Origin of the sequence: Limnobaculum allomyrinae, assembly GCF_016649425.1 — a bacterium.
Lineage (GTDB): Bacteria > Pseudomonadota > Gammaproteobacteria > Enterobacterales > Enterobacteriaceae > Limnobaculum > Limnobaculum allomyrinae.
Genome location: NZ_JADRCR010000002.1, coordinates 482,295 through 503,954, shown reverse-complemented (window position 1 = coordinate 503,954; position 21,660 = coordinate 482,295). Strand labels below are relative to the sequence as shown.

The 21,660-nt window shown below is 46.9% G+C and carries 21 protein-coding genes and 1 pseudogene; 8 read left to right on the top strand and 14 right to left on the bottom strand.

Translation table 11 applies throughout. The annotated features are described in order from the left end of the window. Positions 1-90: 90 nt before the first annotated feature. The 6 genes from I2494_RS06485 to I2494_RS06465 form a co-directional block, all read right to left on the bottom strand. Positions 91-1,521, bottom strand: a complete 1,431-nt coding sequence (locus I2494_RS06485; protein ID WP_218466273.1) for a hypothetical protein — start codon at positions 1,519-1,521, stop codon at positions 91-93. A 226-nt stretch (positions 1,522-1,747) separates the two neighbouring features. Continuing rightward, positions 1,748-1,921 (bottom strand): hypothetical protein, encoded by a 174-nt coding sequence (locus tag I2494_RS20780; protein ID WP_456085659.1) that lies wholly within the window; start codon positions 1,919-1,921, stop codon positions 1,748-1,750. Continuing rightward, entirely contained in the window at positions 1,845-2,270 is a 426-nt protein-coding gene (locus I2494_RS06480; protein ID WP_218466272.1) for a hypothetical protein, read from the bottom strand. Before I2494_RS06480 ends, I2494_RS20780 begins: the two co-directional genes overlap by 77 nt. Then, the gene (locus tag I2494_RS06475) at positions 2,267-2,692 is read right to left on the bottom strand and encodes a lysozyme (RefSeq protein WP_218466271.1); all 426 of its coding nucleotides are present in this window, start codon (positions 2,690-2,692) and stop codon (positions 2,267-2,269) included. The genes I2494_RS06480 and I2494_RS06475 overlap by 4 nt, the downstream gene beginning before the upstream one ends. Then, positions 2,682-2,999: a phage holin family protein gene (locus tag I2494_RS06470; RefSeq protein ID WP_218466269.1), complete on the bottom strand. Its 318-nt coding sequence runs from the start codon at positions 2,997-2,999 to the stop codon at positions 2,682-2,684. Before I2494_RS06470 ends, I2494_RS06475 begins: the two co-directional genes overlap by 11 nt. A gap of 453 nt (positions 3,000-3,452) precedes the next feature. After that, positions 3,453-3,812, bottom strand: coding sequence for an antiterminator Q family protein (locus I2494_RS06465; RefSeq protein WP_218466268.1), 360 nt, complete (start codon positions 3,810-3,812; stop codon positions 3,453-3,455). Positions 3,813-3,951: 139 nt separating this feature from the next. Here I2494_RS06465 and I2494_RS06460 point away from each other — a divergent pair, with 139 nt between their 5' ends. From I2494_RS06460 to emrB, 4 genes are all read left to right on the top strand, one after another. Further along, positions 3,952-4,668: an XRE family transcriptional regulator gene (locus tag I2494_RS06460; protein ID WP_218466267.1), complete on the top strand. Its 717-nt coding sequence runs from the start codon at positions 3,952-3,954 to the stop codon at positions 4,666-4,668. Between the two features lie 292 nt (positions 4,669-4,960). Continuing rightward, the gene (gene mprA, locus I2494_RS06455; RefSeq protein ID WP_218466266.1) at positions 4,961-5,467 is read left to right on the top strand and encodes a transcriptional repressor MprA; all 507 of its coding nucleotides are present in this window, start codon (positions 4,961-4,963) and stop codon (positions 5,465-5,467) included. 170 nt (positions 5,468-5,637) lie between these two features. Continuing rightward, positions 5,638-6,804, top strand: a complete 1,167-nt coding sequence (emrA, locus tag I2494_RS06450; protein ID WP_218466265.1) for a multidrug efflux MFS transporter periplasmic adaptor subunit EmrA — start codon at positions 5,638-5,640, stop codon at positions 6,802-6,804. Positions 6,805-6,812: 8 nt separating this feature from the next. After that, entirely contained in the window at positions 6,813-8,366 is a 1,554-nt protein-coding gene (gene emrB, locus I2494_RS06445) for a multidrug efflux MFS transporter permease subunit EmrB (protein WP_218466497.1), read from the top strand. Between the two features lie 481 nt (positions 8,367-8,847). Here the strand turns inward: emrB and I2494_RS06440 are convergent, their stop codons facing one another. The 7 genes and pseudogenes from I2494_RS06440 to dgt all read right to left on the bottom strand — a co-directional run bounded on the left by I2494_RS06440 (position 8,848) and on the right by dgt (position 16,838). Next, on the bottom strand, positions 8,848-9,996 hold the full coding sequence (locus I2494_RS06440) for a glycerate kinase (protein ID WP_218466264.1): 1,149 nt from the start codon (positions 9,994-9,996) through the stop codon (positions 8,848-8,850). 89 nt (positions 9,997-10,085) lie between these two features. Beyond that, a complete protein-coding gene (garR, locus tag I2494_RS06435) occupies positions 10,086-10,970 on the bottom strand; it encodes a 2-hydroxy-3-oxopropionate reductase (protein WP_218466263.1) in 885 nt (294 codons plus the stop codon). A 79-nt stretch (positions 10,971-11,049) separates the two neighbouring features. Continuing rightward, positions 11,050-11,817: a 2-dehydro-3-deoxyglucarate aldolase gene (gene garL / locus I2494_RS06430; protein WP_218466262.1), complete on the bottom strand. Its 768-nt coding sequence runs from the start codon at positions 11,815-11,817 to the stop codon at positions 11,050-11,052. 110 nt (positions 11,818-11,927) lie between these two features. Next, positions 11,928-13,265, bottom strand: coding sequence for a glucarate dehydratase (gudD, locus tag I2494_RS06425; RefSeq protein WP_218466261.1), 1,338 nt, complete (start codon positions 13,263-13,265; stop codon positions 11,928-11,930). Positions 13,266-13,353: 88 nt separating this feature from the next. After that, positions 13,354-13,827: pseudogene (locus I2494_RS06420) on the bottom strand (enolase C-terminal domain-like protein); the annotation flags it as partial. A gap of 99 nt (positions 13,828-13,926) precedes the next feature. After that, positions 13,927-15,081 carry a CdaR family transcriptional regulator gene (locus I2494_RS06415; protein WP_218466260.1) on the bottom strand — a complete coding sequence of 385 codons (1,155 nt, stop codon included), beginning with the start codon at positions 15,079-15,081 and terminating at the stop codon, positions 13,927-13,929. A gap of 245 nt (positions 15,082-15,326) precedes the next feature. Next, positions 15,327-16,838, bottom strand: coding sequence for a dGTPase (gene dgt, locus I2494_RS06410; protein ID WP_218466496.1), 1,512 nt, complete (start codon positions 16,836-16,838; stop codon positions 15,327-15,329). Positions 16,839-17,097: 259 nt separating this feature from the next. On the opposite strand from dgt, the gene mtnN reads away from it, so the two are divergent. Genes mtnN through I2494_RS06395 form a run of 3 tightly spaced genes read left to right on the top strand, consistent with a single transcriptional unit; the run spans position 17,098 to position 19,297 of the window. After that, the gene (gene mtnN / locus I2494_RS06405) at positions 17,098-17,799 is read left to right on the top strand and encodes a 5'-methylthioadenosine/S-adenosylhomocysteine nucleosidase (RefSeq protein ID WP_218466258.1); all 702 of its coding nucleotides are present in this window, start codon (positions 17,098-17,100) and stop codon (positions 17,797-17,799) included. Further along, positions 17,799-18,653, top strand: a complete 855-nt coding sequence (gene btuF, locus I2494_RS06400; RefSeq protein WP_218466257.1) for a vitamin B12 ABC transporter substrate-binding protein BtuF — start codon at positions 17,799-17,801, stop codon at positions 18,651-18,653. Before mtnN ends, btuF begins: the two co-directional genes overlap by 1 nt. Positions 18,654-18,682: 29 nt before the next feature. Continuing rightward, on the top strand, positions 18,683-19,297 hold the full coding sequence (locus I2494_RS06395; RefSeq protein WP_218466256.1) for a TRIC cation channel family protein: 615 nt from the start codon (positions 18,683-18,685) through the stop codon (positions 19,295-19,297). Positions 19,298-19,633: 336 nt separating this feature from the next. Here I2494_RS06395 and erpA read toward each other — a convergent pair whose 3' ends face one another. After that, entirely contained in the window at positions 19,634-19,978 is a 345-nt protein-coding gene (gene erpA, locus I2494_RS06390; RefSeq protein WP_108900121.1) for an iron-sulfur cluster insertion protein ErpA, read from the bottom strand. 378 nt (positions 19,979-20,356) lie between these two features. Between erpA and hemL the strand changes: the two genes are divergently transcribed. Further along, positions 20,357-21,643, top strand: coding sequence for a glutamate-1-semialdehyde 2,1-aminomutase (gene hemL / locus I2494_RS06385; RefSeq protein WP_218466255.1), 1,287 nt, complete (start codon positions 20,357-20,359; stop codon positions 21,641-21,643). The last annotated feature ends 17 nt before the right edge of the window (positions 21,644-21,660 follow it).

Below are 21,660 nucleotides of genomic sequence, written 5' to 3'. Positions count from 1 at the left end.
ATACTCATTTGGACACAACTTTTCTACTTTATTGTGGTTAACCATTTCTGATAACCCATAAAATATGGCTGAAGTATCCTGGCTATTCTATTAGTTACATGAGTTACAACACTTATCTTCTTCTAACGTCCAAACTTCACACCCCTGAGAACCACAGGCTGTTCCGATATACATAATTCGATCGTCTGGGGTATACATTCTGCGGATTCCCATATTCTCCTTATTGCCAAAACCATCAATGGAAATCATCTCAAACGTTTTGCCGTCTTTACTGCTGGCAAAATCGAAACCAAGACTCTTTTCACGCTTGAGATAAGTACAGAGGAATGCTTTGAGCCAACGCAGCATATGGTAATCATCTTCAATGATATTCTTACCGACACTTTTGAGAAATCCTACAAGGAAAGAACCAAACTTTTTATATCTTTCCCTGGTAGGTCGCAGAATAAAATCGCTAATAAACGTTTGATTAATCCTGCGCGTATCCCAGGTTCCCAAATACAGTTGTCCACCAAAACTGCGTAGTTCCCAGCAGTATGCGTTACACATATTGCCAAGGCCCGATGGGTATTTGCCTGAGTTTCGAATTCCGGTTGTGGTCTTTGTAGGAGCAATAGGCTTCTGCCCGATAATAACTTCCCACTTGTCAGTTTTTGATATTCTGATCAGATCAAACCCTTTAGGAACCACCCACGGATTGACCGGATCGGTACTGTAAAATTCACAGCTGATACCCACACCGATATAGAGATGATCGTTAAATACCTCTAAAGAAAGCGGGCATTCATTGAGCGCATCACCGGCACCCTTATCAATGACACGCTTCCATTTGCCACTCTCCGGATTTTCACAGCGCCATAATTCAAATCCCCCCACCGGCATCGTTGCCAGATACAGGCTACCGTTAAAGCTGATCATATTAAATATCTCACCGCTGATCGCATCGGTATTAACGCGAGTCCAGCCCTTTTCAGGGTTTTCAGTGACATATAAAAAACTCTCCAGTTCAGTAGTGAATTGGTGTAAAGCCGAAGTGTATAGTTTTCCTTTATGTGTCTTAACGCTTCGGGTGCTGTATCCTGACTCGATACCAGCCGGAATATGTCGCCAACTTACGCCATCGGTGGATTTCAGCATATACGAAGGGCCATTTCCCCTGGCGTAACAACCACAGTACAAGGCAGTCTCACCGTTCTCATCGGTGAATACTTCCATGCTCCTAAAGCCCATCACGCTCCATTCTTTTGGTGCACGAAAAACCCTTTCCCATCGTTTATGGCTGCTGTCACACTTTGGGTAACGCCAGATTTCAGCGGTCATCGTCGGATTCTCCGGCGTATAAGCATCCGGGGCGACTAAACCAAAATTTCCATAGCCATTATAGGGAACGTTTCGACCGGTTCCGACATAAACGTAGTCGCCAAACCCCGTCATACTCCACGCATAGTTATTCTGACGCGCGTTGTCAGGATCGGCTTTATCAAACCCGGGTACTTTTGTTATTTTTTCAAGCTTCATCATAAACCACCTAAAGATAATGTAATTTGGCCGATATCAGTGCATTCCCAATACCTGACGCCATTTTTCTTATTGTTTTTTCTTACTTTTTCCAGATGTATTTCTTCTTCATCCTTTGCTGGCGATAAAACGGAATAATGAATAAACAGTCTTATCGCCCCTCACAGAGCTCTCCCACTCTAAGAAATGACGAAAAAATATTGGTTTGTTTGCCCACATATAGAAATTTTTACTTTACCGATGCTTTCAGAATTTTCTGTACCCCCCTTAATTGCCCATTACATTGTTCAATCACCGCAAAAAGCTCGGCGGTATAGCCGGGATAATCACCGTAATGTTGAACCCGATAACTTGGCACCAGACAAGGCCTGAACAGGCTGGCTGGCACCGGCAGCGGTGGCATTGACTTCGGCGGCTCGCTCACGCAGCCGCTGAGTAACAGCATCAGGAACGGGAACAGCAACGCAGGGACTCTCCAGCTGACTTTGCGCCAACGCGCGTTGCAACGCTGCAGTGCGTTTTTCACTCTGTTGTTTTTGCTCTGCAACACCATCCATTACCTCCTGGATTTGCAAGTACTGGGCCCTGATCCCGGCTGAATAGACCCGTTCTTCTGCTAACGCCACCACTGCCTGTTGCTTCTCATTTCTTAGCTGATTGAGCTGATGGCTCAACCAACGGCAATAAAACAGCAACATAACAATGCATAAAGCCGCTAATGCGGCAGTAATCCATTTATTGGCAAAACTCATGACTCAAACATCCGTTTTTCCAGACGGCGTCGACGTTCCAGTCCACCCAGTCTTTTTCCATTGGCATATACCCAACGAGAGAACTCCTCTGCGGCACCGCTGTAATCTCGCTGATTGAGTTTACGTAGCAGGGTTGAGGTACTGAGTGCCCGTGTCCCACAGTTAAATGCAAAAGAAACCAACGCATCAAACTGCCCCTGAGTTAAAGGAACACGAACAATTTTTTGAATATCCTGCTCTACACGAACTAAATCAGCCTTCAGATAGCGTTCCGCTTGCATCTGACTGATTTGATCCCCTGATTTAACACCTGCGGTATGGCCATAACCGATAGTCCATACGTTTGCCGGACAGAGATAGGCTTTTAGCTGACAGGATTCGAAAGACTTAATGTGATCCACTCCCTGCTGACTAGTTATCATGATTCTCTCCGTTGACCCGCGTTAGAAATCGCTTCTCCAGGGTTTTAATAAATTCGGCACCGGACCAACCGGACAATCCGGCAATACCACCGGCAAACTCGGCTGCCCAGTGATAGTAATTGGCTGCCAGTAACACCAGCGCTCCGGCGAAGATAGCCACAATCGCTTGTAGAAAAAGAATCGACCAGCGAAACGGTTCTCCATTAAGAATTCGATAGGCATAACTGGCGATGGCGCCCAGCAAAGTCATAATCAGTACAAGCAAGTAGCTAAATAAACTAAAGTTTTCAGGTTCTTTTATTGGCATTTATGATTTTCAACTCCTAAATGGGAGAAATAAAAAAGCCCCGCAGAGCGGGGCTAAAATTGACAGATTGATACGTCACATCAGGTTAAGAACGGCATCTTATGGCTTAACTATTTTTGTTAATACGTCGCCAGGCTGTTGACGGACAGCATTGATGACACCTTTCGCCATTTGGGCTTGTTTTCCATCTGTGCTTATTCGTATCAAATAAGGCCACAACGTAGCGTTCCTCCTGGCGATAAAAACAAAAAAGCCCGCATTCGATAGCGGGCGTTTGTTGAAGCACTCTTGGGATACAGCTTTGTGACTTTATACTACTTACTATACCTGATAATCAGATTAAGTCAACACCTTTTATTTGTTTTAACAACTTTATTTACAGGGGGCTTTAAAATGAAAAGTGCCGCCTTTTGGCAGCACATGAACATAAAAATCACACTTTAAAAAATACCATCAGACAGAAACCGCCTCTCCCGTTTGAACAAAAATCTGTCCGGCAATGAAGGCTTCAGCCACCCTTAAAATGCCTGCAACGTAGCTTTGAGCTTTACCCAATTGCTTCGCTAACTTTGACTGACTGATTCGATAAACATAGTGTGCAATCACCAAGTTATATGCCAATTGATCATAATGCCGCAACCCGGCAACGGCTGAATCAACCACCATCCCCTGATCATCATCGGTGCGGAAAAATGTCGAACTGCTGTCCGGTAAAACAGACTGAAAAGTGACATTGACTTTGGAATATTCCGTGCCGACATTACAACGAGCCCAGTTGCCCCACATCTCTAAAGTTGTCTTAATATTGTGCATTTATCCCCCCGGACATTAACAACAATTGGTTGTGAAGCTATAGTGATAGAAAATTAAAGGTTGATCAACATATATTAGTTGTTATAGTAGAACTATATTAAGTTGTCAGTCTCACTTTTTATCTATTATGAGAATCACTATGCAGACGTTAGCAGAGCGCGTTGCAAAGCGGCGCGAACAGTTGGGTTTAAGCCAAAAAACCCTGGCAGAAAAGATTCAGGTCAGCCAACAATCAATTAATAAAATTGAATCGGGCCAGACCCGATCGCCACGTAATCTGGACAAACTGGCGGAGGCGCTGGATGTCAGCCCACAATGGCTGTTATTTGGCGATGAATCAGCACCTATTAAGCCTGTTGATATCTATGATAGCGAAATCAAGGCAAGTAGCCTGCGGGTGGAAGAATGGGAGTCCATGAACCGTGACAAAGATGAATTTGTCGAAGTCTCCATGCTGAATGTGGAAGCAGCCTGCGGTGATGGCGCAATGGCGGATAATGAGCATGAAATCTATGCCTTACCATTTCGCCGCTACACTCTGCGCAGAATGGGAGTGAATGCCCGCAATGCGCGAGTCGTTAGGGTTATCGGTAATAGCATGGCGCCCATGCTACGCAGCGGGGATGTCGTAGGTATTGATACCGCTAATAACTCGACTATTATTGATGGCGACCTGTACGCTATTCGTGACGGTAATCTGATTAGAGTAAAACAGCTGATCCCCCGCCCGGACGGTGGCATGATCATTAAAAGCTTTAACAATACAGACTATCCTGATGAGCAGCTCAGCAGAGAAGAATTTGAACAACGCATTCATATTATCGGACGTGTTTTTTGGTCATCCACGCTTTGGTAAGAAAAAGTTTTTTAATCTTCAGAAAAAGCCTGTTCAGATCACAAATCTGTCAGGCGCAATCTATCAAAACATTTAACTACCTACCCCACAAACCGCGTGATTATTGCCTTATTCACTATCGATACAATGACAGATAAAAAATATTATAAAAAAAACATTGTCAAAGCGTTGCATAAATGGGCTTAATTAATCCGATTAAACTAATAAACACCACGTTACAATATTTGAAATATTTACTTATGGGTATTATCAACGTTATTATTATGCAACGCTAACGAGGAGAATGTAGCACATGGAAAGTTCATTTTCGCCTACTGAAAGTATCTTAAGCCTGTACGCAACAACACAGGAAGAATTTCCGCGTCAGGAAATTCAGTTAACCCGTCTTAGCATGCATACCCACTCAAAGTTACTTGAATATCGTAATAAGAATTTCAAGGCTCAGGGAATAAATGAAACGCTGTTTATGGCGTTAGTCATCTTGAATGCACAAAAAGACAAATCAATCCAACCATCAGAATTAAGCCTGGCACTCGGTTCGTCCAGAACCAATGCGACGCGTATTGCTGACGATCTGGAGAAAAAAGGATGGATCGTTCGTAAAGAAAGCGGTAAGGATCGTCGCTGTCTGCACCTGTTTCTGACTCAGGCAGGACAGGAGTTTCTTAACGGTATGTTCCCACAGCAACATGCTAATTTAATCAAGATTTGGGATGTCTTCACAGAAGAAGAACGTGCTCAACTTGAATCGCTAAACCGCAAACTACTTACCCGCCTGGAAACTATCGATCACGCCTGATTGTTAATGCTGTAATTTAGCTAAATATGCGATCCCATCGTATACTGCTAAATTACAGCAGTTTATCACTGCCTTATTGCACAAAATACCCATAAACTATAGCGCTGAATTTCAGGGTAACTGAATGGCTTTTTTGTCATTCAGGGTGAACTTATTTGAGGTAGAACCAAATGTCCGCGGAAACGCTCTCCCCGCAACCAAGAAACAAAAAGCAAACGCGCAAGCTGGCTATGACAATAGCATCACTACTGTTCATCATTATTGGTGCAGGTTATGCCATCTATTGGTTTGTTGCGTTACGTCATCATCAAACGACTGACGATGCTTATGTGGCCGGTAATCAGATTCAGATTATGGCCCAGATAGCCGGTAACGTAACCACTATCCACGTGGATAATACTGACCGGGTGAAACAGGGAGATGTTCTGTTAACGCTGGATCCAACAGACGCACAGCAAGCCTTTGAACGAGCAAAAACCGCGCTGGCAAATAGCGTACGCCAGACTCACCAGTTAATTATTAATAACCGGCAACTACAGGCCAATATTGAGTTGAAGAAAACGGCTTTGAATCAGGCCGCAGCAGATCTGGTTCGCAGAGAGACGTTGGGTAAAGCCGCTGCGATCGGTAAAGAAGAGTTACAGCATGCCAGAGATGCCGCCGTTAGTGCCCGTGCCGAACTGGAAGTGGCATTACAACAATATCAGGCTAACAATGCGTTAGTACTTAATACGCCACTTGAACAGCACCCTTCCGTACTGCATGCCTCATCCCAATTGCGGGATGCCTGGTTAACATTACAGCGCACTAAAGTTGTCTCTCCTATTGATGGTTATGTCTCACGCCGTAGCGTTCAGGTTGGTTCACAAATCGCCGTCGGCACCCCACTCATGGTGATAGTTCCTGCCGATCAGGTATGGGTTGACGCTAACTTTAAAGAGACTCAACTGGCTAACATGCGCATTGGTCAACCGGTTCATATTACCAGCGATTTCTATGGTGATGATGTGAAATATACCGGCACTGTAGCCGGGCTGGATATGGGTACCGGTAGCGCCTTTTCTTTACTTCCGGCGCAAAATGCTACCGGAAACTGGATAAAAGTAGTACAACGCCTCCCTGTACGTATTGAGCTTGACCCACAGCAGATTGCACAACACCCGTTACGTATTGGCTTATCAATGGAAGTCACGGTAGATACTGCCGATCAAAATGGATTAGTGCTGGCCGAAAAATCTCGTCAGGGTATCGCTTATGAGACCAATGCTCTCACTTATGACCTGACGCCGGTAAATACGTTGATCACTGATATTATTCATGCCAACGCTGGCAACTGATGCCAAAAATGAATAAAGCACCGTTAAAGCCTCTTGAGGGCGCTCAATTAGGTTGGATCACATTGGCTCTGGCACTGGCTACCTTTATGCAGGTGTTAGATTCCACTATTGCTAACGTGGCTATCCCAACTATTTCTGGCGATCTGGGTTCATCCCTTTCTCAGGGAACCTGGGTTATCACCTCTTTTGGTGTGGCTAACGCTATCTCTATTCCATTAACTGGTTGGTTAGCCAAACGCGTCGGCGAAGTTCGCCTGTTTATGGCCTCCATTACGCTTTTTGTGGTGGCATCATGGTTGTGTGGAATGTCTCACAGTCTGGAAATGCTTATTTTTTCCCGGGTTATTCAGGGGCTGGTGGCCGGGCCGATTATGCCGCTGTCTCAAAGCCTGTTGTTAAATAACTATCCTCCCCTGAAGCGCAGTATGGCGCTGGCACTGTGGTCAATGACAGTAACAGTGGCCCCAATATTTGGGCCAATACTGGGAGGATGGATCAGCGATAACTACCACTGGGGATGGATTTTCTATATTAACGTTCCGGTCGGTATTGCGGTGGTTATCATTACCTGGGGTATCTTAAAAGATCGGGAAACACCAACCGAAATCCGTCCTATTGATACCGTTGGGTTGGTGTTACTGGTGGTAGGGATTGGCTGCTTCCAGATGCTACTTGACCGGGGTAAAGAGCTGGACTGGTTCCATTCAACTGAAATCATCGTTCTGTCAGTGGTTGCCTTAGTGGCCATTACTTTCCTGATTATTTGGGAGTTGACCGACGACCACCCGATCGTCGATTTATCGCTGTTTAAGTCGAGAAACTTTACCATTGGGTGTTTGTGTATCAGTCTGGCATTCATGCTGTATATCGGTTCAATCGTATTGCTACCGCAGTTATTGCAGGTGGTATACAGTTATACAGCTACCTGGTCAGGGTTAGCCGCGGCACCAATTGGATTGATTCCGCTACTATTAGCACCGATTATCGGTAAATATGGCCCTAAAATTGATTTACGTCGATTAGTCACTTTTAGCTTCATTGTGTATGCCGGTTGCTTCTACTGGCGAGCTTACACCTTTGAGCCATCGATGGATTTTGCCGCCGTTGCCTGGCCTCAGTTTGTACAGGGCTTTGCCATTGCCTGCTTCTTTATGCCGCTAACAACCATTACCCTTTCTGATGTGGAACCGTCAAAAATTGCGGCAGCGTCCAGCCTGTCTAACTTTTTACGTACATTGGCAGGTTCAGTGGGAACATCGATTACCACTACCTCCTGGACGCAGAGAGAGGCATTGCATCATACCCGGTTAACCGAAGCCATTAACCCTTATAACCCGCTGTCACAGCAGACTTATGAATCCATGGGGAAAATGGGCATGTCGCCAGAGCAAATTAGTGCTTATCTCAACAACCAGATAACCAATCAGGGGCTGATTATTTCGGCTAATGAAATCTTCTGGCTGTTTGGCGGAATCTTCCTGTTGTTGCTGGTGTTTGTCTGGTTCGCTAAACCGCCATTTATTATTGGCGGCGGAGCCGCACATCGGAGTACAGAGCACTAAATAACAGCAAACCTGTTGTTTATAAATTGATTATCTGAATTGAAAATAATAACCCGATGTCGTTTGCTACACGGGTTGTTATTTATTAGACGTGTTATTGATTAGATTTAGTATTGCGTAAATTTCGTCCACTAATAATGTAGTGTAAAAATTAGCCATTGTGCAAGTGGCCGAGCAAGGGGCGTTAAGGGCGAATGCCCCCGCGCCTTCGCATCCGAATCCAGGTCGCCTGTGGCAGACTACCTTCCTTCTTCGTTCGGGCTTACGCACCGGCACTGATTCGGTTTATTCGCCTCATGCATAAGGCTCCCCCCTACGGGCCAGCACGTTGCGCTGTTCAAAATTGCTCCTGCCATTTTGTCAGGCGAAGCAGTGCCTCGCCAAACATCCATGTTTGGCGTGCTACCCTCTCTCTGTCGTCAGCTGAATTCCAGTGCTCTGGAAGAGCAAAAAAGTAGAGCAAAATGACCGCAAACAAAACTTACGCGGTACCAGACTGTAGCCCTAAGCGATACACCATCGCGACATTCCTGGCCGTCATCCTGACATTCTCCGCCGCCTGAGTCAGCGCTTCATCCAGCGAACTGATTTTATAAAGAACACTAAACGCCGCATCCAAACCATGTTGATAAACAATATCCACATCGCTACTCAGGCTGCCGGCAATGGCGATCACCGGTTTATGGTAACGTTTCGCTACTCTGGCGACCCCGATAGGTACTTTGCCGTTAACGGTTTGACTATCAATCCGGCCTTCACCGGTAATCACCAAATCTGCTTCTCTGACGGCGGCATCCAACCCAACGGCTTCAGTAACAATATCAATCCCCGGACGCAGATCAGCACCGAGGAAAGCCAGTAAAGCAGCTCCCATCCCCCCCGCCGCTCCGGCGCCGGGAACATCATTCACATCTAACCCAAGATCGCGCTGAATTATCTTTGCATAATGAAGCAAATTAGCATCCAGCTGTTCGATCATTGCTGGTGTTGCACCTTTCTGTGGGCCAAATATCGCGGAAGCGCCCTGAGTACCGGTTAATGGGTTGGTTACATCGCAAGCCACCTCAAACCGACAGTCAGCAATGCGTTTATCCATCTGACTCACATCAATACGATGTAACCGGGCAAGCTCTGCACCACCAAATCCAATTTGTTGATCGTTTTTATCGAGTAATTTAGCCCCCAGTGCCTGAACCATCCCTGCACCACCATCATTGGTAGCGCTGCCACCAATCCCAATAATGCAGTGTTTCACACCACAATTAAGGGCTTCAACAATCAACTCACCGGTGCCAAACGAGGTGGTGATCATTGGATTTCGCTGGCTGGCTGGAACTCGCTCAAGTCCACTGGCTGCGGCCATCTCAATAATGGCATAGCGCTCGTCACCGGACAGTCCTAAAAAAGCAGAGCCTCGTTCACCTAATGGATCGGTCACATCTACTGTAAGAACTTTCCCTGATGTCGCGGCTACCATCGCTTCTACGGTTCCTTCGCCCCCATCGGCAACGGGTAATTTTACATACTCGGCCTGTGGGAAAATCTCACGGAATCCAGCTTCAATCTGGGTCGCAACATCCAGTGCGCTCAGACTTTCTTTGTAAGAATCCGGTGCGATGACTATTTTCATAACCTATCCATATATAAGATTATTGAATGACCAACGATAGAGACAATATCTTTGCCCGCCGTTCACCTGCGAAGGCGGGCAAACAGGTATTACCGGGTAACTTCAACTTTAGCCAACTTCTCATAGTAACGTGCTAAAGCACAGTGGTCAGAAGTTCCCATATCGTCAGCTTTCAGAGCTTGCATCATTTCCATTACTGCTGCAGTCAGCGGCAACTGAGCACCAACGCCGTGTGATGTATCCAGCGCATTTGCCAGATCTTTAATATGCAGATCGATACGGAAACCTGGCTTAAAGTTACGATCCATCACCATCGGCGCTTTGGCATCCAATACCGTACTACCCGCCAGCCCACCACGGATAGCCTGATACACCAGATCCGGATTGACTCCCGCTTTAGTTGCCAGTACTAACGCTTCAGACATCGCGGCAATATTCAGTGCAACAATGACCTGATTAGCCAATTTAGTTACGTTACCGGCACCAATATCACCAGTATGAACCACTGAACCGGCCATCGCTTTCATAATGTCAAAACAACTATCAAATATTGCTTTGTTACCACCAACCATGACCGATAAGGTACCATCAATGGCTTTTGGCTCGCCGCCACTCACCGGCGCATCCAGCATTTCTACGCCTTTCTCAGCCAGAGCTGCACAGATTTCACGACTGGCAAGTGGAGCGATAGAACTCATATCAATGACAATAGCGCCTCTCTTCGCCCCTTCAATAACGCCGTTCTCTCCCAGAACAACCTCTTTTACCTGCGGTGAATTTGGCAGCATGGTAATGATCACATCACTTTGCTCTGCTACCGCTTTTGGCGTTGCCGCAGAAGTAGCGCCCGCGGCGACAACTTCAGCAATTGAATCTGTATTGCGATCCATAACAACCAATGAGTAACCCGCTTTCAGCAGATTTTTGCTCATTGGTTTGCCCATAATCCCTAAACCAATAAAACCGATTTTCATTACATATTCCTCGTAGTTCGTTCTCAATCCTGTGGTATTGACCACAGGAGAAGGGGTAAACAGAATTGTCGTCAGACAATTACTTATATTTGTCTTTCAGTGCCTGAGTAGCAGTACGGAAAACACCGAGATCGCTGCCAACAGCAACAAAAGTGGCACCCCACTCAAGGTAGCGGCGCGCATCCGCTTCAACCGGAGCCAGAATGCCGCAGGCCTTACCCTGTGCTTTTGCACGGTCAAAAATATGGCGGATAGTTTTTTGAACTTCCGGATGTCCAGCCTGGCCTAAATAGCCCAATGCAGCCGACAGGTCGCTTGGCCCAACAAAAATACAATCCACACCCTCTACCGCCGCGATAGCATCCAGATTATCTACTCCCTGCTGGCTTTCGATTTGCACCATCACGCTGATGTTGTCGTTAATTTTGCTGAAGTAATCCGTTATGGTGCCATAGCAATTACTGCGATGAGATACCGACACCCCACGAATACCTTGTGGTGGATAGCGGGTGGAGGCAACTGCCCGTAGCGCCTCTTCTTCTGACTCAACAAAGGGGATAAGCAAGTTATGGAAACCAATATCCAGTAAACGTTTAATGGTGACCGGATCGTTGGACTGAGGGCGTACAATGGCCGCGCTATCGCTGCCTTTCAGTGCCATCAGTTGAGGGATAAAGGTATTGACATCGTTTGGCGCATGTTCGCCGTCCAACAACAGCCAGTCAAAACCGGCATAGCCCAGAACCTCGGTAGTGATCGGACTGGCCAGTGAAGCCCAGCAACCAATTAATGTTTTACCACCCAGGAGATCCTGACGAAATTGGTTAACAACAGTAGATTTAGACATCATGAATCCTTTTTATTATCTGTAGCACAGTGGCGGGTGATTCAGTATTAACAGAGCCTGAGTGATAACCTTTCAGACGGGCTACGGCCATTACCGCAGCCCCTCTTTGATTAACGAACCAGACAAGGACGTTTGTTATCAAAGGCCCAGTTCGGCACCAGATACTGCATCCCCATCGCATCATCACGGGCACCCAGCCCCATATTTTTATACAGCTCATGGGCTTTAAGTACCTGATCCATATCAATCTCAACGCCCAGACCCGGTTTCTTCGGCACTTGTACCATTCCGCCCTTAATTTGTAGCGGCTCTTTGGTAATGCGCTGATTACCTTCCTGCCAGATCCAGTGGGTATCAATGGCAGTGATTTTGCCCGGTGCCGCAGCAGCAACCTGAGTAAACATCGCCAGTGAAATATCAAAGTGGTTATTGGAGTGAGAACCCCAGGTTAGCCCCCATTCGTGGCACATTTGTGCTACGCGTACCGAACCTTGCATGGTCCAGAAGTGTGGGTCAGCCAGTGGAATGTCCACCGAGTTAAGCTGGATGGTATGCCCCATTTGACGCCAGTCGGTGGCAATCATATTAGTTGCTGTTAACAGGCCGGTAGCGCGACGGAATTCAGCCATAATTTCACGACCAGAATAGCCTGCTTCAGCACCGCATGGATCTTCTGCATAGGCCAGATAGCCACGCAGGTATTTACCAATGCGAATCGCTTCATCCAGCGACCAGGCGCCGTTAGGGTCCAGAGTGATACGCGCCTGTGGGAAGCGTTTAGACAGAGCAATAATAGACTCCGCCTCTTCTTCCCCTGCCAGTACGCCGCCTTTTAGTTTAAAGTCATTGAAGCCATATTTTTCGTAAGCGGTTTCCGCCAGACGTACTACGCTGTCTGGTGTTAACGCCTCTTCATGCCGCAGGCGATACCAATCACATTTGTCATCAGGCTGGCTTTGATAAGGCAGATCGGTTTTCTTGCGGTCACCGATGTAGAACAAATAACCCAGCATTTCTACTTCATCACGCTGTTGGCCATCCCCTAACAGGGAAGCGACCGTCACCCCTAAATGTTGTCCCAACAGGTCAAGCATCGCCGCTTCCACTGCAGTTACTACATGAATGGTGGTACGCAAATCAAATGTTTGAGTACCGCGACCGCCGGCATCTCTGTCAGAGAACTGTGCACGAACAGCGTTCATTACATTTTTGTATTCACCCAACGTTTTACCAATAATTAACGGCTTGGCATCTTCCAGTGTCTGGCGAATCTTCTCTCCACCCGGAACTTCACCAACACCGGTATTACCGGCATTGTCTTTCATAATCACAATATTACGAGTGAAGTAAGGCGCGTGCGCACCGCTGAGGTTTAATAACATGCTATCGTGTCCGGCAACCGGGATCACTTGCATTTCAGTAATAATTGGGGATGCTGAAGAGCTCATAGTTAATCCACCTTGTTCTGTATTATTCAATAAATTAAGTCTGTTTTAGCCAACGGATTGAATTTAACAACCCGTCAGCTAACGATGATTAACGCACCATGGCCGGACGCTTTTTATCAAAGGTCCACCCGGGGATCAGATACTGCATCGCCATGGCATCATTACGCGCACCGGACGGCATTTTCTTATGCAGTTCATGGGCTTTTTCTATCTGATCCATATCCAATTCAATCCCCAGACCCGGTTTATCACTCAAGGCAATTTTGCCGTTAACGATTTGCATTGGCTCTTTGGTCAGATGTTGGCCTTCCTGCCAGATCCAGTGGGTATCCAGCGCTGTTGGATTACCCGGTGCAGCAGCGCCGACATGAGTAAACATCGCCAGAGAAATATCGAAGTGGTTGTTGGAGTGGCAACCCCAGGTTAGACCCCATTCGTTACACATCTGGGCTACGCGGGAAGCACCAGTTAATGTCCAGAAATGCGGATCTGCCAGCGGAATATCTACTGCCTGTAACATGATGGAATGGCACATTTCACGCCAGTTAGTCGCCACCATATTTTTTAAACCAAGACACACACTAAAGCCCTTCGAGAAACATCGCATATTTTTCTGTTGTAATAAATCGCTGGGTAACGGGCAATCTATTCATAAAACCAATCATTCATCATCCAGCTGCAACGCAATATACAACTGCATATGGTCATCAAACTTCTTCAGATTTAATCCGGTAATTTCCGAGATGCGATTCAGGCGATAATCCAGAGTATTGCGATGTATATAGAGAGATTTAACTGTGGCACCCGGATGCATATTATGTTTAAACCAGGCCAGTAAGGTACGACGTAATAAGCCGTTATTATCCATAGCTTTCAGCTTAGCCAGAGGACGGTTCAGTTCGTTAACCTGCCAGCCACCGCGCAGACTGTCCAATAGCACTGGCAACATCAAATCCTGATAGTAATAACTATGTTGTTCAGGCATTCGCTGTTTACCTACCGACATGGCTGCTTTGGCGGTGCTGTAAGAACGGGCTACGCAGCCCGGCCCGGAGAAATGGTTGCCTAAAGAAACCCTGACATTCAGGCGACTGCTTTCAGAAATACGCAGTAAAAGGCTATCAACTCGTTTACGGTGCTCTTCTGCATCCCAGCGCCCGTGACTATTCAGAGCCGGTTGCAGCACCACCATTTCATTCAGGGAAACGATAGCAATCAAATTATCCCGATCGGGAACCGTTAACAGACTTTGTAGCTGTTGCAGCTCCTTCATTGAGACATCCACCCCCAGATGACCGCTGTCCAGCTCAATCAAGGTCACAACTCGCGGCTGGGAAAGGTCGATACCTAAACGCTGTGCCCATTCCACTAATGATGTGGGTAATTCATCGCTACGAATCAGGTTTAATACCAGCGCCTCACGCATCCGGCTATCCTGCGCCAGCATATTCATCAACCGCGCCTGCTCCAGCATCATCTCCGCGGCCATACCGACCAGTTGTCCATGTTGGCGTAAAACGTCCGGCTCTCCCGTCAGGCCAATTACCCCAACGATATCACCTTCAACCCTCAACGGCAGATTAATGCCGGGACGAACGCCCTGCAAACTGGCGGCGACCGCTTCGTTAATCTCAACGACTCGTCCCTGAGAAAGAGCCAGTAGCGCCCCTTCATGCAATTCACCTATGCGATTAATGTCGCCACTACCGATAATGGTTCCTTTGGCATCCATCACGTTAATGTTGCTGTCAATAATCTGCATCGTTCTGTCAACGATATCCTGAGCGAGTTTGGCATCAAGGTGATAAAAAGACATGGTGCTATCCCTGAAGTGATCCTGACTCTCAAGACTAATTGTTGTTTTTATTCAGAGCATTGTGCAAATGCACAAATCTGTATTCTATTTATTCAAACTGCGGAAACAGTCACAATTATGCGAGGGAGAAATAGCGATTTGTATAGAATAAATATCAATTTGGTAACAATAGCGGCATATCTCCCTGAAACAGGGAGAGGATAAAGTGGGATATTGCAGAGAGATAAAAATCTGGCAGCAGAACGCTACTCTGCTGCCATTAATTTACGGTACTCATCATAAGCATAAAGATCGGTCATACCGCTGATGTAATCCTGAATTAATCTGGCACGATAATAGAACTCCAGAATCTCTAACTGAGCTTCAGGCAAATGCCCTAATTTATCCATAGCTTCTTTATAGGCCATACAGTGTTTAGTGGAAAGCTTATGGAACAACCGGGTTTCGATCAGATACCCCCGATGGCTATTCTCTTTAACCAGACGCGTAAAATCAGCCTTGGGCATATCCAGCAACGGGCTGTAAATATCCAGCAGGCCGTTAATTACTCGATATCCCTGTAACTCCAACTGCTCAACTTCTTCATGGCTAAAGACATATTTCAGCGCCACATCTTTATAAACGCTCAACAGTTTAAAGGCTTCATCACCATCTTCCAGCAGTGCCTGATTAAAGTTTCCGGCAAAAATCGCCGGTAAATGTTGAATAAACCGTTGGGCAGCTTTAGGAACTAACTGCCCTACGGTATATACCCGCAGATACATAAAGAATTGATCTTCACGATGGCGATAGCCGCTGCCCTGCTCCATTTTACGGATGGCACTACCGACGGTTTTATCAAACAGATCGCCGGCTGATACTGTTCCCCAGGCGCATTTCAGATGGTCATACAATTGTTCAATGGTCAGAATACTCTTCTCTACTGCATCTTCGAGATCGGCAATGCAATAAGAGATATCATCGGCTGCTTCCATAATATAAGTCAGCGGATAGCGGCTGAACTCTTCCATTCCCAGCTTATCGCGTAGTTTAGTTACAAAGGCTTCTTCCGCCAGATAATAGCCGGGCTTTTTCATCAAATAGCTGAACTCAGCCGGAACGCTGTCTGACCAGTAAGCGGGTTTGGTATATTTCAGTATGCAGGCAACCTGCGAATAGGTCAGATTCAGTTTCAATAGCGTATGCACCAGACGAATAGCCTGAGCATTTCCTTCAAAGTTGCTTAAGTCCTGACAAATGCGCAGACGCAGCTGATTTAATTCTGGTTGTTCATCTTCCAGCCGCAGGCAATGATAGTGACATAGTTTGCCAGCTCCGGCGTTCAGGCGTTTGCCAAACCAGTTATTAATGGCCGCTTCACCAAAATGACCAAAAGGAGGGTTACCCACATCGTGCATCAGACAGGCCATTTCAACGATACTTTCAAAAGCTTCTAAGGTTTTATCCAACCCCAGTTGCTCAATACGCCCCTCTTTTTTCAACTGATGGAAGATATCTTTAGCAATATGGCGGCCGACCTGTTGTACTTCCATGGAATGCGTCAAACGGCTACGCACCGCGGCGTTGCGTTCCAGTGGAAATACCTGTGTCTTTTGCTGTAACCGGCGAATAGCCGCAGAATTGATAATACGCCCGCGATCGCTTTCAAACTGGCGAGTAATTTCGTATTCCCCCACGGGGGCTGGCGATGCTGAACCTGATGATGAACTAAAAGGACGCTGAACTGTTATTCTCTTGCCAAAATCAATCCCGGACATAGCCTCTTCCCATTCTGCTGGTGGCAGCGCTGCGTTCTTCCCCCGAAGCCCTGCATTTTCGATTCTATCCTGATGAAAACCAAAGCGGTTCTGTTTCATCGCGATATGACATTTTCAGTCATAATCATACATTATCCGTTCACGGATTAAAGATTAATCAAAAGCAGGTAAAAATCTCTGCATTTGAAGCGACTCATTTCCTTCATTAGCATGATAGACTACGCGCCAATTTATGCATCGAACTTAGCAGGAGATCGCGATGAAAATAGGTATTATTGGCGCTATGGAGCAAGAAGTTGCCCTGCTGCGTTCTCAAATCGAACAGTGTGAAACTATTAAACGCGCTGGCTGCGAAATTTATACCGGTCGCTTAAATGGCGTTGAAGTGGCTTTATTAAAATCCGGTATCGGTAAAGTCGCCGCCGCATTGGGCACTACGCTATTGTTGGAAACCTGTAAACCTGATGCAGTTATTAATACCGGTTCTGCTGGTGGTTTAGCATCAACACTTAAAGTAGGCGATATCGTGGTATCGGACGAAGTACGTTATCACGATGCTGATGTCACCGCGTTCGGCTATGAACCCGGTCAAATGGCGGGCTGCCCGGCCGCTTTTCCGGCAGACCCAAAACTGATTACGCTGGCCGAACGCTGCATTCAACAGTGTGATCTGCATGCAGTTCGTGGTCTGATCTGTAGCGGTGATGCCTTTATTAACGGTGCTGAGCCGCTGGCTCGCATTCGTACTACCTTCCCTGCGGTGATTGCCGTTGAGATGGAGGCGGCGGCGATTGGTCACGTGTGTTATCAGTTTGGCACGCCGTTTGTGGTAGTGCGCGCTATCTCTGACGTTGCCGATCAAGAATCGCATCTAAGCTTTGATGAGTTTCTGGTGTTGGCTGCTCAACAATCTTCTCTGATGGTTGGCACCATGCTTAAGGCGCTGGCAGAACAAAAATAATGACCGCTCAGCCTTTACTGCAAAAGTACCTGACAACACCGCTGTTAGTTCTGCTAACGGCGGTTGGTTTGTCGGTGGGCTCGCATCAGGCAGAGGCCGCACCACAACGAGTTATCAGCCTGGCTCCACATACAACCGAACTGGCCTATGCCGCCGGAATGGGTGAGGTGTTAATCGCAGTCAGTGACTATTCAGACTATCCTCCCGAGGCAAGTAAACTGGAGAAAGTTGCGTCCTGGCAGGGCATTAATCTGGAGCGCGTGTTGGCGCTAAAACCTGACCTGATTCTGGCATGGCGTGGTGGTAACCCTCAGAAGGTGCTGGATCAGCTATCCGGATTTGGCATTTCGCTATTCTATTCCGATCCGCAAACTATTCAGGAAATTGCGGATAATCTGAACCAACTTGCAGCCTATAGCCCAAAACCAGAAGTAGCCCATCAGGCCGCTGCTAAATTACTGGCTGACAGGCAGGTTCTTGAGCAGCGCTACCAGCGAAAGGGCGAACCGGTCAGAGTTTTTCTACAATTTAGTAATCAGCCGCTGTTTACAGCTTCAGGCAAGACTTTACAGAGCGAAGTCATTTCTCTGTGCGGTGGAAAAAATATCTTTGCCGATAGCCCGGTTCCCTGGCCTCAGGTAAGTCGTGAGCAGGTACTTACCCGCAAACCACAATTAATCATTATTGCGGGTGAACAGGAAAAAATTAAAAACGTTCAAACATTCTGGCGCGGTCAGTTAGACATTCCTGTGCTTACCGTTCCGGAAGACTGGTTTAACCGCAGCGGACCAAGGATAATTCAGGCCGCGGAAGTCATATGCCAGAAGATGTCTGAAATATCATCTACACCCTAGATACACCATAGGATTGGAGTACCTGTAACATGTTGGTTTATTGGCTGGATATTCTTGGAACCGCGGTTTTTGCTATTTCTGGCGTGCTATTAGCGGGAAAGTTGCGCATGGATCCGTTTGGGGTTTTAGTGCTAGGCGTGGTAACAGCCGTCGGCGGCGGAACTATCCGCGATATGGCATTAGCCAATGGCCCGGTATTCTGGGTTAAAGATCCCACCGATTTAGTGGTAGCTCTGGTGACTTGTGTATTCACTATTCTGCTGGTTCGCCACCCCCGCAGCCTGCCAAAGTGGATCTTACCGGTACTGGATGCGATTGGTCTGGCCGTATTTGTCGGTATTGGCGTCAATAAAGCCTTCCTCGCCGGAACCGGCCCATTGGTGGCAACCTGTATGGGTGTATTAACCGGCGTTGGCGGCGGTATCATTCGCGACGTACTGGCTCGCGAAATTCCAATGATTCTACGCACCGAAGTCTACGCCACCGCCTGCATCATTGGTGGCTCAATCCACGCCACCGCACACTACTATTTCAATTTGGGTCTGGAAGAATCCGGCATGATAGGCATGGTCATCACCCTCACCATCCGCCTGGCCGCCATTCGCTGGAACCTGAAACTCCCAACGTTTAGTTTGGAGAAGTAATTTAGAGAGAAGACGCTTTTACATTAAAAAAGGCCGTCAGAAGAATAGAAAGGGTTAGAGTCGATTTGGCTTGAGCAAACAGAAAAAAACTATCCCAAATGGATGACAAAATCTGGTAGCTCAATTTTATTTCTTAAGACAGTTAATCGTTGGGAGACCTTGCCGTTGGGGTCGACTTGGCGTCAGCCAACGAAGCGCCCCTAGGCAAGGTAGGCCCAACGCACTCTAACCTCAAGTACAGATGGTCTTCCGGCCGAGCACTATATTGATATAAGCACATCGTCATTACGGCCGGAATATCCAAGGATGTCGATTTACAAAACTTACCAACAATAATCAAACACTAAACGACGATCCACACCCACAAGTGCTCTTCGCGTTTGGATTTTGAATAATAAAGCGGGAACCTTCTAAACCTTCAGTATAATCGACCGCACCGCCCACTAAATACTGCAGGCTCATCGGATCAACAACCAGAGAAACGCCCTGCTTCTCGATAATCATATCGCCATCGTTGACCTTTTCATCAAAGGTGAAGCCATACTGGAAACCGCTGCAACCACCACCGGTAATATAAACACGCAGTTTCAACTCAGGATTGCTTTCATCAGCAATCAGCGCCTTTACTTTATTCGCTGCCGCATCGGTAAATTCGAGGGGCAAAGCAGTTGAATCACTCATCAATTGTCTCCGGCTTATCTGGTTCAGACCCGCCACACGGGCAAGCCTAATAATCTTATAATTATCTAATAGTTGACTAAAACGTTCAAGTATTATACGCAGTCACGCCTCATTCCACAATCAATCAGCAAGAGGCATAAGAAAAAACATAGCCTGTAAGCTACGCCTGATTACCCTATTTTACCACCAACGCCAGTAACAAAATGCGTCAAATTACGCTTTATTTTTTCCTGTCTGTATCGTTATTTACCTCAATGAAGAAAAAACTATCTGAGTACTCTGACAAGACTGGTAAAGATTCTAAAGCTGATATTTATCCTCACTTCTTTTAGAATAGGTGGATATAACCTATTCAGATAACAAGGCAGGAGCCTCTTCATGAGTAAATCAGAAAGTCTATATCTACAGGCCCAGCAGGTCATTCCTGGCGGAGTTAACTCACCAGTGCGCGCATTTACCGGCGTAGGCGGAGTCCCCCTGTTTGTTGAACGTGCTGATGGCGCTTACCTGTACGATGCAGATGGTAAAGCCTATATCGACTATGTCGGTTCATGGGGGCCTATGATCCTTGGCCATAATAATGATGTTATTCGTGACGCAGTTATTGAAGCTGTGCAGCGCGGTTTAAGCTTTGGCGCACCAACCGAAATGGAAGTGGAAATGGCAACACTGGTTACCGAACTGGTTCCTTCCATGGATATGGTTCGAATGGTTAACTCCGGTACCGAAGCCACTATGAGCGCCATTCGTCTGGCCAGAGGATTTACCGGCCGCGATAAAATCATCAAATTTGAAGGTTGTTACCACGGCCATGCCGACTGCTTGTTGGTAAAAGCGGGTTCAGGCGCGCTAACCTTAGGCCAACCAAACTCCCCTGGCGTACCTGCGGATTTTGCTAAACATACCCTGACCTGTACTTATAACGATCTTAATACCGTACGTCAGGCGTTTGAACAAAACCCTGACGCTATCGCCTGTATTATTGTTGAGCCAGTCGCCGGTAATATGAACTGTATTCCTCCGGCTGCTGACTTCCTGCCGGGCTTACGTCAACTGTGTGACCAGTATGGCGCGCTGTTAATTATTGATGAAGTCATGACCGGTTTCCGCGTGGCTCTGGGTGGTGCTCAGGCTTACTATAATGTAACGCCTGACCTGACCTGCTTAGGTAAAATCATCGGTGGCGGTATGCCAGTCGGCGCATTTGGTGGCCGTCGCGATGTTATGGCAGCACTAGCACCAACCGGCCCGGTTTATCAGGCGGGAACCCTGTCCGGTAACCCTATTGCTATGGCTGCAGGTTATGCCTGTTTAAGTCAGCTTACCGATGTGGGGGTTTACTCACAGTTGGCGGAAAGAACTGAGCAACTATCCAATGGCTTGTTGGAAGCAGCGAAAAGACAAGGCATTCCACTGGTAATGAACTACGTTGGCGGTATGTTTGGTATTTTCTTCACTGATGCGGACAGCGTAACTTGCTATCAGGACGTGGTGAAGTGCGATGTTGAACGCTTTAAGCGCTTCTTCCATTTGATGTTGCAGGAAGGCGTGTATCTGGCACCATCAGCATTTGAGGCGGGCTTTATGTCACTGGCTCACTCAGAAAAAGACATTCAACGCACTATTGATGCTGCTGAACGTTGCTTTGCGAAACTGGCTGCGTAAGTGGTCACTATCCGGTG

What these genes read in the sequence shown, in the direction of transcription:
- I2494_RS06475 (WP_218466271.1), bottom strand. Translation starts at nt 2,692, where the DNA reads ATGATAACTAGTCAGCAGGGAGTGGATCACATTAAGTCTTTCGAATCC.
- dgt (WP_218466496.1), bottom strand. Translation starts at nt 16,838, where the DNA reads ATGTCCGGGATTGATTTTGGCAAGAGAATAACAGTTCAGCGTCCTTTT.
- I2494_RS06465 (WP_218466268.1), bottom strand. Translation starts at nt 3,812, where the DNA reads ATGCACAATATTAAGACAACTTTAGAGATGTGGGGCAACTGGGCTCGT.
- gudD (WP_218466261.1), bottom strand. Translation starts at nt 13,265, where the DNA reads ATGAGCTCTTCAGCATCCCCAATTATTACTGAAATGCAAGTGATCCCG.
- I2494_RS06395 (WP_218466256.1), top strand. Translation starts at nt 18,683, where the DNA reads ATGTTGGTTTATTGGCTGGATATTCTTGGAACCGCGGTTTTTGCTATT.
- emrA (WP_218466265.1), top strand. Translation starts at nt 5,638, where the DNA reads ATGTCCGCGGAAACGCTCTCCCCGCAACCAAGAAACAAAAAGCAAACG.
- I2494_RS06480 (WP_218466272.1), bottom strand. Translation starts at nt 2,270, where the DNA reads ATGAGTTTTGCCAATAAATGGATTACTGCCGCATTAGCGGCTTTATGC.
- btuF (WP_218466257.1), top strand. Translation starts at nt 17,799, where the DNA reads ATGACCGCTCAGCCTTTACTGCAAAAGTACCTGACAACACCGCTGTTA.
- garR (WP_218466263.1), bottom strand. Translation starts at nt 10,970, where the DNA reads ATGAAAATCGGTTTTATTGGTTTAGGGATTATGGGCAAACCAATGAGC.
- garL (WP_218466262.1), bottom strand. Translation starts at nt 11,817, where the DNA reads ATGTCTAAATCTACTGTTGTTAACCAATTTCGTCAGGATCTCCTGGGT.
- I2494_RS06415 (WP_218466260.1), bottom strand. Translation starts at nt 15,081, where the DNA reads ATGTCTTTTTATCACCTTGATGCCAAACTCGCTCAGGATATCGTTGAC.
- erpA (WP_108900121.1), bottom strand. Translation starts at nt 19,978, where the DNA reads ATGAGTGATTCAACTGCTTTGCCCCTCGAATTTACCGATGCGGCAGCG.
- I2494_RS06460 (WP_218466267.1), top strand. Translation starts at nt 3,952, where the DNA reads ATGCAGACGTTAGCAGAGCGCGTTGCAAAGCGGCGCGAACAGTTGGGT.
- I2494_RS06440 (WP_218466264.1), bottom strand. Translation starts at nt 9,996, where the DNA reads ATGAAAATAGTCATCGCACCGGATTCTTACAAAGAAAGTCTGAGCGCA.
- mtnN (WP_218466258.1), top strand. Translation starts at nt 17,098, where the DNA reads ATGAAAATAGGTATTATTGGCGCTATGGAGCAAGAAGTTGCCCTGCTG.
- I2494_RS06470 (WP_218466269.1), bottom strand. Translation starts at nt 2,999, where the DNA reads ATGCCAATAAAAGAACCTGAAAACTTTAGTTTATTTAGCTACTTGCTT.
- mprA (WP_218466266.1), top strand. Translation starts at nt 4,961, where the DNA reads ATGGAAAGTTCATTTTCGCCTACTGAAAGTATCTTAAGCCTGTACGCA.
- emrB (WP_218466497.1), top strand. Translation starts at nt 6,813, where the DNA reads ATGAATAAAGCACCGTTAAAGCCTCTTGAGGGCGCTCAATTAGGTTGG.
- hemL (WP_218466255.1), top strand. Translation starts at nt 20,357, where the DNA reads ATGAGTAAATCAGAAAGTCTATATCTACAGGCCCAGCAGGTCATTCCT.
- I2494_RS20780 (WP_456085659.1), bottom strand. Translation starts at nt 1,921, where the DNA reads ATGCCACCGCTGCCGGTGCCAGCCAGCCTGTTCAGGCCTTGTCTGGTG.
- I2494_RS06485 (WP_218466273.1), bottom strand. Translation starts at nt 1,521, where the DNA reads ATGATGAAGCTTGAAAAAATAACAAAAGTACCCGGGTTTGATAAAGCC.